Here is a 9,623-nt window from a genome sequence, read left to right as displayed (position 1 = left end):
CAGTAGTGTCTTCAATGGTATCGATGCTTTGCTTGATAACACTGCGATTAAAAACAAAAAACAACGGATAAGAATAAACTTTTTCCTTATTCTTTATTGTGTAAAGCCCAAGCTCTTCCTTTAGTTCTTCAACAGTAATTTCAAAAAAACGGTCTTTCTTCTGACTTATTTTCTGCCTTATAAGTTGATATATGTTACTGGCATTTGTGTCTCTGAGTCGTGCGCTAGAGATAAGCACTTGAGTAGTGAAATTACCCTCTATCATGCAAATATACGGCTCCATTTGACGACTAAAGCTAATATCTACGTAACCGTCACCGTCCTCATAGTCACAGTATTCAGTGACGTTAAGCATGCGAACCCCTTTACCGCTAGGTTTCTTCCAAGGCCGATCTCCTTGACGAGCTATAGGCGGTAAAAGTTGATCTTTTGGGATTCCTATTATCTGTTTCTGTAAATCCAACGTAGCGGATTTTAGTTGTTCGTAGGCTGTATTCATTTCCAGCTTAGCTATTTTTGCATACTCACTAGCGTATATACGAAACACTTGGCCTTGTTTTACTATCTTTTTAGAGTCAAGTTGAGCAATAGCCATAAATAAAACGCGCCTAGATGATAAGGGCATCTTAGATAGTGTTTTGTTTATATCAGTTTTATGCCGAACTTTTGTTTTACTCGATACGTTGGTTAATTTCATAGGTGTACTTTGTTTTTTTAATCACACACCTACTTTATAGGTGTGTTGCTGACTTTGTCAATATACACCCGTGTAAAAGAGGTGGGTTTTTATCCACATGACTCGGTAGACGCACACCTTTAACTCGGTAGACGCACACCTTTAACTCGGTAGACGCACACCTTAACTCGGTAGACGCACACCTTTAACTCGGTAGACGCACACCTTTAACTCGGTAGACGCACACCTTTAAAATTTATTCTTTATAATTTACAATAGCTTAAGTGAACTCCTAAGTCTTTAAAGTCTTTTAAGTTATACATAAAGTTTTTAAAGGTAAATTCAGCTGAAATTTGTGGATAACGCATTTCAAAAATTTACTTGGTGCCAACCCCTCTTAGGGGCGTTGCCCCTGCCGGCCCTTCCCCTCGTTTCACTCGTACCGGCATACCCCAAAATGCACACCTGCTCTCTCAGAGCGATTTTGAGAGGCTTTTCGTAAGGAGCAAGGTTGTTTAATGTATGTGCCTATGAAATCTCCTAGCAGAGCATTTAAGCTCCGTTAAGAGATGTTTATCAGGGCACGATTAGCTTTTTTTTTTAGCTGGAAGATTGGGGAACGCGTTTTGAGGACTGTTTTACACTTAACTCTGTAAAGTCGCGCTCGTTCCTCGCTACGGCTTCGCCAAGTTAAAATTAGGATCATCGATAGTGATTCAAGAACACTAATTATAATTTTTTTCTATAAATCTGTTTAAGTATTCAGGATCAGTTTTTAGTTTGCTGATGATATTGTTTTTTCGCCCAATGGCGGTGCTGTGATTTTTAGCTTTGTTTTTAGCTTTTTGAGCCTCTTGCTTGTAGTGCTTCACCAACTGGTTATTTTCATCGATAGTTTTGTTTAGTTCATGTAACTTTTGACTTAGATTTATCTGTGTACGGTTTAATTCTCTTTCTTTCTTTAATATTGCGTTTTTTCTCGCTTCAATTTCTATGTGTTGGTTCTCTACTTCAAGCGCTGCGTTTTTTCTCGCTCTTTCTTGTGCGTTTTCAACGTCATATACGCACTGTTCTTTTAAGCTTTCGTAGTGCTGTAGGTTCTTTTTAAGTTCATCTTTTAGGTTTTTCACTTCGCTGTTTTGGCTTGCGTCAAACACCAGTAAAGTAATGGCGGCTATAATTACTGCTACAACTAACCCAACAATTATGCTGATTGGCCATAATTCTAAAAAGCGTTCTGTCGTTGTGTAGTTATCTCTAAAATAATCCCCATTTTCTTCTATTAAAAGCGTTGTACTACTCAGTACATCGATTGAATGCCAAAGCCCTAGGCATGCAGCAATAAGAATTAAAAAGGCAATATAAGTTGTTTTCATCGTAAATAGATCTCTGTAATTTCAGGGCGGAAATGACCGAGTTCTTGGCTTACTGTTTCAAGAGCTGTATCGCGAAAATAACCAGAATTTTGTAACTCGTTCATCCTTTCTTGAGTATAACTGTGGCGTAATCCATGGGCTCCCCTAGACCAACCAAGTACGCGGTTTGAGGCTTGTGTATATGAATTAGACCATTTGTGACCAGCACCAATGTCATATTTTTGTTCGTAATGGACACCGCGATCTGTGACTTTTTGCGGTGTATCGAGCCTACGTTCTTCTAATTTACTTGCAAGCTGTGTAGGGATAAGAACTTCTCGAATCAACCCGCCTTTACCGGTAACGGTATAAATTACGCCCTCTCTCCCTTGAAATTTACTATCTAGTGCAGGTCTTTCACTTGCTTGTTTTTCCGATGCATAAGAGAGAGTATATAGCTCATGAGCCCTGAGTCCGGCGGCATAAGCGATTTGAGTTGATAAAGCATTTCGTTCTGTCTGCGACTCAGAAACTAACTTCATTTGCTCTGTTGTATAAGTGCGACTTGAAAGTGCTTGTTTAAACTCTGATTCGACATAAGGTAAGGTTTTTCCTTGTTCAAGCTTACCAGTTACATGAGTGAGCATTGATTGAATTGCCTGGCGTTCCATATCAAGCGTTTTCTGTCCTACCTCTAGTCCTCTTGCTTCAAGGTATTGAATTGCAGTTGCTGGTGTTAAATCTCTAATTTCACCTTGTATGCCAAATTCGGGCATGTTTTTAGCGACTTGCTCTAAACGTTCTGTGTAATTCGATAAGGTACGAACTGAAGCGACGGCATCAGCTTTTTGTAAAGCTTTTTCTACCGAGTTAGCTTGTTGCTCTGGTGATTTAGCGGCAAATTTACTCACGATTTTGTAGCCAACGATTAACGGTAGAATCCGCTACTTTGATAGCCTTCTTTTTTCGTAGCCAGCGTGTTAACTCCGCTATTGTCGCTCCTTGTTTGTGCATTGCAACCAGCTCTGTATGGTATTTGTCTAACCGGCTTTTTCGTTGCTTATAGCTACGCTTTCTAATCATTTTAGTTTCAGCTTTTAAGGCTGCAACTTCAGATACAGGATCAAAATCTGTCAAAATGTATAACCTTTATGTGTTTGTAAGATCTACTGGAAACACTTCGTGTAACTCAGCGACAACTTAATGCCTCTTCGCCTTTGTTTAGTCTTAGACTAGGTGTTGACTGATCTCACCCTTTTTCGAGCCAGTAACTTATGGGTTAAGTTATAGGTTCTTACTGTATTTTAATTAGCCGTAGCGCTAAAAATTAGTGCTATAACCAATGCGCTTTCGCGGTTTTTTTATGAGCCAGTAACTTATGGGTTAAGTTATAGGTTCTTGCTATTTAATTGACTGTAGCGCTAAAAATTAACGCTATAGCTTGTTCGCTTTCGCGACTCTTCACCGTAGTGATTACTAGTTACTAACCAAAAAAGTTGGTGGCTAGAGATTTAGCCGCACTAGTACGTCAACTTATCAGCCAGTGTTGAGAATGCCCGAAGGCTACTGGATTGCATCGAAGTTGCAATGGACTTATGGTTTAGACTCAATAATACATTTTAGGTATGGATATTTCAAGTTTACTCACACATAAGAGCATTGCGTGAAATTCTGAGCGTGAAAACTCCGGATGCACCGCCCCCGCTGGGTATAAACGAGCACAGCGAAGTTGTACCTAGCGGGGGCGGATTTTTACAGGTCTGAAATTTTAACGCTGTTTTTGGCAGAGGCTAACGCGCTGCGCTTGTTGGCTCACAAAAACGTTTAAAATCGCCCACAGGCGATTTTAATCCGTTTTTGGAGCTTGCAAAGTTGTGTCAGTGGAATACAATGTGTGTATACAATTGTAAATACAGGTGCGTTATGGCTACTATAAATATTCGTGTGAATGATGATCTGAAAGTGCGTTCTTATGCAGCGTTAGAAAAATTAGGAATAACGCCATCAGAGTTATTGAGACAAACATTGGAATATGTTGCACAAAGAGAAAAACTGCCGTTCAAATCAGTGCTGCTAACAAGTGAAGATGAAGCGCTTATTGCTGTGGCACAAGCCCGTTTAGCTGATCCAAAAACCGGAGTAAAGGTCTCGCTAGATGACCTATGAGTTAGAATTTGATCCCCGTGCGCTTAAGGAATGGCGTAAGTTAGGCGCAACCGTGCGTGAGCAGTTTAAAAAGAAGTTAGGTGAAGTACTGGAACAACCAAGGGTTGAAGCTAACCGACTACGAGAACTCCCAGACTGCTACAAGATTAAATTACGTCAAGTTGGGTACCGATTAATATACCAAGTGCACGATGAAAAAGTGTCGATCCTTGTTGTAGCGATAGGCAAAAGAGATAAATCAGAAGCGTATAAAGACGCTGGGAAACGAGTTTAAGGGGATGGGCACAAAACCCCTATGTGGCACATAGCACCTACTTTTGGGTTTTAAGCATATGAGTCTCCGCCCAAAACAGCAAAAGAATAAGTATTGATAAAGTCGCAAATATATAAGCTACACCAGTTGAACCAATGTTATAGATGGCGTTGCCTAACAAAGATACTATTTGACCCCGCCACCCCCCACCAGTGCCAAACCATTTACTATCCCAGCCAGGATGTAGAAACATAGCGAGCGTAAGCATAAAAGACGAAGCTAACCAGATGACAGAATTAACTAATTTAGCGTAAACCATTGCCTTACCTCTGGCGCTTGACATAATGCCAAAAAGAACAAAGCAAATGAAAAATATTACCGCTAATTGCTTGGCAAGGGCTACAAATTGCGACTCGCCAATAGTAATAAAAATTATAAAACTGAGGCTTGATAAAATGGCTAAGACAATAGCTACAAAGCGTACAATTCCACTGAAATGACTAGAGCGTGAAGATTTAACAGTTTTAAAAACATGCCTCGCCCTAACTTCATCTAACCCCGAAGAAATTAAAAGATTAACTATTTCACCTTCACATTACCGTCGCGCCTTTCGTGACAGTACATCACGATAAACTAACTGGGCAGATTGAAGGCATATAGTGAAACGGTGCTTTAAACGTGACAAGAACGATCGCCAAGGGCGCGTAAAATTCCGCACGACGCAGTGGGTGCTGTATTCGAGCACTTCTGACGCAAAATCGTCAGGTGCTGCTTTAATTGCGTTAGCTCTTCCATGCGTACTTCTACAGCACGGATATGATCATCCAGCAGCTCATTGACGTTGCCGCAGTCTTCGTAAGGCCTATCTCGAAACTGCAGCAAGATTCGCACTTCCTCTAAGGTCATATCGAGCGTACGGCAATGGCGAATAAATTGCAGGCGCTCAATATGATCCTCATTATACAAACGATAATTACCTTCGCTGCGGGCAGGCTCTGGTAATAACCCTTCTTTTTCATAGTAACGAATGGTTTCGACAGTGGTTTCTGTGTGCTTGGCAAGTGCGCCTATCTTGATTGGCATGATGGCATCCATAACTTAAAACATTAAAGTAACTATAGGCTTTAGCGCTATAAAATCAATCTTATTACATAAGGCGTTGGACAGCTTGACTCTGAAGCTGCTAGAGGGTTTATGATGCACCTATAATTTCCATTCATAGGAGAAACCCTCATGCAATATCATATCGAAGGCATGGACTGCGCGAGTTGCATCGGCAAGATTGAGACCGCTCTGGCGCGCATGCCCGGCGTTTCTGATGTCCAGCTGAACTTTGCCACACAAAGCCTGACACTGTCGTTGTTAGCCGATGGGGCCACTCAGGCCGATGATGTTGAAAAAACCATCAAGCGCCTTGGTTTTGGCATATCCGCCCGTACCACTCCGTCGAATAACGATACCAACAATCAGCCGACCGTGCAGCCTTGGTGGCAAACCCGTAAGAGTAAACAAGTCGCCGGTCTGGGTATGCTGATGGCGGCCGCCTACGTGCTGGCTCTGTTTTTTCCCGCTCAAGGAACTTGGGTATTCGCTGCGGCCGTGATTGTCGGTGTGTTTCCATTTGCCCGCAAAGCAATTGCGCTGGCCATGTCTGGCTCGCCCTTCTCAATCGAAACGCTGATGTCCGTAGCCGCATTGGGCGCGCTGTTCATTGGTGAGGCCGAAGAGGCTGCAGCCGTAGTTTTCCTATTCTCGATCGGTGAGTTATTGGAGAGTGTGGCGGCCGATCGTGCCCGCGCCGGTATCAGAGCTCTGGCGTCACTGGTTCCGAAAACAGCGGTGCTGCTCGATGCCCAAGGCGGGCAGCGCGAGGTTGCTGCAGCTTCGCTGCGGGTGAATGACCATGTGCTGGTGCGCCCAGGTGACAGGGTGCCCGCCGATGGTGTGATTACTAATGGCTCGTCCAGCCTCGATGAATCTCCCGTTACGGGCGAGTCCATCCCCAGTGCCAAGACCACGGGCGATACTGTCTTCGCCGGTTCGATCAACGTCGACGGGGTACTTGAAGTCCGCGTAGAAAAAACCGCTGCCGACAACACCATTGCACGCATTATTCAACTGGTGGAACAGGCACAAGCATCCAAAGCACCCACAGCCCGCTTCATTGAGCGATTCAGCCGCTACTACACTCCCACTGTGATGGCGCTTGCCGCATTGATCGTTATCCTGCCACCACTACTAATGGACGGTGAATGGGCGACTTGGCTATATCGCGGGTTGGCGCTATTGCTGATTGCCTGTCCCTGCGCACTGGTTTTATCCACTCCAGCAGCGATTGCTTCAGGACTGGCGGTAGGCACCCGCCGTGGGTTACTTATCAAAGGCGGCAGCGCCCTAGAAACTATTGGTCAGGTAAAGACCATAGCTTTCGACAAAACCGGCACCCTGACCGAGGGCAAGCCGCGTGTTACCGATGTAGCGGCCTTTGCACAGCCCTTTACCAAACAAAGCGACGATGAAGTACTGGCACTTTTTGCCAGCGTGGAATCCGGCTCCAATCACCCGCTTGCGAAAGCGATTGTCGGGCATGCCGAAGCGGCCAATCTCCTCATCCCCGCCGCGTCAAATGCCTATGCCACTGTCGGTAAAGCTGTGCATGCAACCGTGGCTGGCCGCGTTTTAGCCATCGGTTCGCCGGTCTACGCTGGCCAAGTCGCAATACTGTCGTCCGCGCAGCAGACTCAAATCGAGGCGCTACAACATGACGGCAAGACTGTGTCAGTGCTGTTCGACGAACAGAGCCATGAAGCACTTGGATTGGTAGCTCTGCGGGATGAACCGAGAGCCGATGCACAAGCAGCCGTGGCCCAGCTCAAGGCCATGGGCGTGCGCTCCGTCATGCTCACCGGCGACAACCACCGCACCGCCCAGGCCATCGCCGGCCATTTGGGTATGGAATGGGAAGCTGAACTGCTGCCAGAAGATAAGCTGCGCCTGATCAACGAAATGAAACTCAACGCCAAGGTCGCCATGGTCGGCGATGGCATCAACGACGCACCTGCACTGGCAACAGCAGATGTGGGTATCGCGATGGGTGGAGGTACCGATGTGGCCATCGAAACCGCCGACGCAGCGCTGCTGAAAAACAGTGTTACCGATGTGGCTCACCTCGTTGCACTATCGCGTGCAACCATGGCCAACATCCATCAGAACGTGATTTTCGCGTTGGGTCTGAAGGGGGTGTTCCTGATCACCACTGTGCTGGGTATCACCGGCCTATGGTTCGCAGTGTTGGCCGATACCGGCGCAACCGCGCTGGTTACGCTGAATGCGTTACGTTTATTGCGTTTTAAGGGCGCTGTTTCCTAAATAAGGGAACTATCAAGCTCTCCTGTGATCCGATCTCTTAAGAGACGGACTCAGGAACAGACAGATGGGAAAGGCGCGACACAACATCAGCAACTGGCGGCAGTACCATCGTGCCTTAATCAATCGTGGCTCTCTCACTTTTTGGCTCGATGAACAGGCTATCCAGCAGTGGTATAGCGATGCACATCATGGCCGTCGCGGTCGCGGTTTCCACTACAGAGACAGCGCTATCGAAACCGCGTTAATGTTCAAAGCATTCTTTGCCTTGCCGTTTCGATCACTGGAAGGATTCATCAATTCCATTTTTCAGTTGATGGATGTCCCGCTCACATCGCCAGGATACAGCTGTCTTTGCAAGCGAGTGCAAGCATGGCAAGAGTCAATGCCACATCTGGCGTAAGTTACACCTCGCTGTCGATGCGCACACCCACGAAATCATTGCCGCCGAAGTGAGTCTGGAAAGTGCGGCGAATAGGCAAAGTACTGCCCACCTTACTCAATCCACAGCGTCGCCGTTTGCACCAAGTGTCTGCCGATGGGGCTTCTGACACGCGAAATTGCCATCGATTGTTGCTCAGGAAAGGTAGTATTGCCACCATACCACCGCGTAAAAAGGCCAAGTACTAGGAGGAAGTACACCCAATAAATGACGCCGTTGCTGCGCTGAAATCAGGTCAATTGGCGGAATGGAAAACGGCATCAGGCTACCATCAACGTTCATTAGCAGAGACCACCATGTCTCGAGACAAACAACTGTTGAGCCCGACCCTGATCTTACGAAAATACACCGGCCAAGTCGGTGAGATCTTGGCCGGTGTCAAGTTGATGAACAAAGTTATCGGACTGGGAATGCCTGTTCGTCAGCCCCTCAGTTAAAGATGCTAAGCCTTGCGGGAGTTGCTATCTCAACTCTGATTTAGGAAACAACGCCTGTACACACCAGTATCGTTGTCGTTGAAAGTTATGTTTCCACACTTGTTATGCTTGGTTACTTCTCTATAAATTGCGCAACTTGATAGGGTGTTTTACCAAGGTTGAAGCTATTTTTCCGTCAGGTATGAGGTACGAATGACTGCTATAAAAACTACTTGTCGATGTTGAATCTCGCATTAGCTGTTATAGGGCTAGCATAATTGTAAAGGTGATCTAGGCTATCGGATTATATTTGTAGCTAATTTTCAGTATGACTCTTTATTACTCAAAAAATCTGGTTTTGGAACTTTTTTTTTCTTTAGTATGATTCTTTATTATTTAGGTGTGATTTCACAGACCTATAATCAGTATCTGCAGAGTAGAGTAGTATGAAACTTTATTACTATCTCACAACTATCACTAAATTTTCTATTATATTTAGCAAGTACCAATGACTATATCTTGCGCAAAACTGTTTGTTTTCTTCTGCCCTTATTGCTTGCTTACCGGAGTTGGCACTGAAAAATAACGTGAACCGGGTAAAAACAAACGCTTTGTTGGGCACAAACGGGGAGTGTGTACTAAGAAGACGTATTTAACATAAAAACCGGTATGGGCTATCTGGAAAGCAAGTTTAGCTAAAATCCCTCAAACTTCATTTGGTCATCTACTCGATAAGAGAATCTTAGCTTAGTTGCTTTACGCTGCTTCCTCTCGATGATTTCAACGCTTATATTCTTTATTTCAGTAGTGTCTTCAATGGTATCGATGCTTTGCTTGATAACACTGCGATTAAACTCTTTAAACAACGGATAAGAATAAACTTTTTCCTTATTCTTTATTGTGTAAAGCACAAGCTCTTAATTTAGTTCTTCAACAGTAATTTCAAAAA

General features: G+C 44.7%; 9 protein-coding genes and 1 pseudogene. 4 read left to right on the top strand and 6 right to left on the bottom strand.

Annotated elements, in window-relative coordinates; genetic code table 11:
• The 4 genes from GQS57_RS18045 to GQS57_RS18030 form a co-directional block, all read right to left on the bottom strand.
• Positions 1-697: replication initiation protein (locus GQS57_RS18045; protein ID WP_165734373.1), on the bottom strand; the 697-nt coding region annotated here is incomplete at its 3' end.
• 704 nt (positions 698-1,401) lie between these two features.
• Positions 1,402-2,052 carry a hypothetical protein gene (locus GQS57_RS18040; protein ID WP_161519138.1) on the bottom strand — a complete coding sequence of 217 codons (651 nt, stop codon included), beginning with the start codon at positions 2,050-2,052 and terminating at the stop codon, positions 1,402-1,404.
• Positions 2,049-2,942, bottom strand: a complete 894-nt coding sequence (locus tag GQS57_RS18035) for a site-specific integrase (RefSeq protein ID WP_165734372.1) — start codon at positions 2,940-2,942, stop codon at positions 2,049-2,051. Before GQS57_RS18035 ends, GQS57_RS18040 begins: the two co-directional genes overlap by 4 nt.
• Positions 2,935-3,168, bottom strand: coding sequence for a hypothetical protein (locus GQS57_RS18030; protein WP_226898113.1), 234 nt, complete (start codon positions 3,166-3,168; stop codon positions 2,935-2,937). Before GQS57_RS18030 ends, GQS57_RS18035 begins: the two co-directional genes overlap by 8 nt.
• Before the next feature lie 786 nt (positions 3,169-3,954).
• Here GQS57_RS18030 and GQS57_RS18025 point away from each other — a divergent pair.
• Both GQS57_RS18025 and GQS57_RS18020 read left to right on the top strand, forming a co-directional pair.
• Complete coding sequence (locus GQS57_RS18025; RefSeq protein ID WP_165734371.1) at positions 3,955-4,197, top strand: type II toxin-antitoxin system RelB/DinJ family antitoxin; 243 nt, start codon at positions 3,955-3,957, stop codon at positions 4,195-4,197.
• Positions 4,187-4,471: a type II toxin-antitoxin system RelE/ParE family toxin gene (locus GQS57_RS18020; protein ID WP_096317127.1), complete on the top strand. Its 285-nt coding sequence runs from the start codon at positions 4,187-4,189 to the stop codon at positions 4,469-4,471. The genes GQS57_RS18025 and GQS57_RS18020 overlap by 11 nt, the downstream gene beginning before the upstream one ends.
• Positions 4,472-5,122: 651 nt before the next feature.
• On the opposite strand, the gene cadR is transcribed toward GQS57_RS18020, so the two are convergent.
• A complete protein-coding gene (cadR, locus tag GQS57_RS18015; RefSeq protein ID WP_319021762.1) occupies positions 5,123-5,527 on the bottom strand; it encodes a Cd(II)/Pb(II)-responsive transcriptional regulator in 405 nt (134 codons plus the stop codon).
• 156 nt (positions 5,528-5,683) lie between these two features.
• On the opposite strand from cadR, the gene GQS57_RS18010 reads away from it, so the two are divergent.
• Positions 5,684-7,819: a heavy metal translocating P-type ATPase gene (locus GQS57_RS18010; RefSeq protein ID WP_161907450.1), complete on the top strand. Its 2,136-nt coding sequence runs from the start codon at positions 5,684-5,686 to the stop codon at positions 7,817-7,819.
• A gap of 64 nt (positions 7,820-7,883) precedes the next feature.
• Positions 7,884-8,695 (top strand): annotated as a pseudogene (locus GQS57_RS18005) (IS5 family transposase).
• Positions 8,696-9,369: 674 nt separating this feature from the next.
• Here GQS57_RS18005 and GQS57_RS19240 read toward each other — a convergent pair.
• Positions 9,370-9,585, bottom strand: coding sequence for a RepB family plasmid replication initiator protein (locus GQS57_RS19240; RefSeq protein WP_165734370.1), 216 nt, complete (start codon positions 9,583-9,585; stop codon positions 9,370-9,372).
• Between the last annotated feature and the right edge of the window lie 38 nt (positions 9,586-9,623).

Source organism: Polaribacter sp. 20A6, from assembly GCF_011378915.1.
Lineage (GTDB): Bacteria > Bacteroidota > Bacteroidia > Flavobacteriales > Flavobacteriaceae > Polaribacter > Polaribacter sejongensis.
The sequence above is the reverse complement of the archived record's forward strand: the minus strand, read 5'-3'. Positions and strand labels throughout refer to the sequence as shown.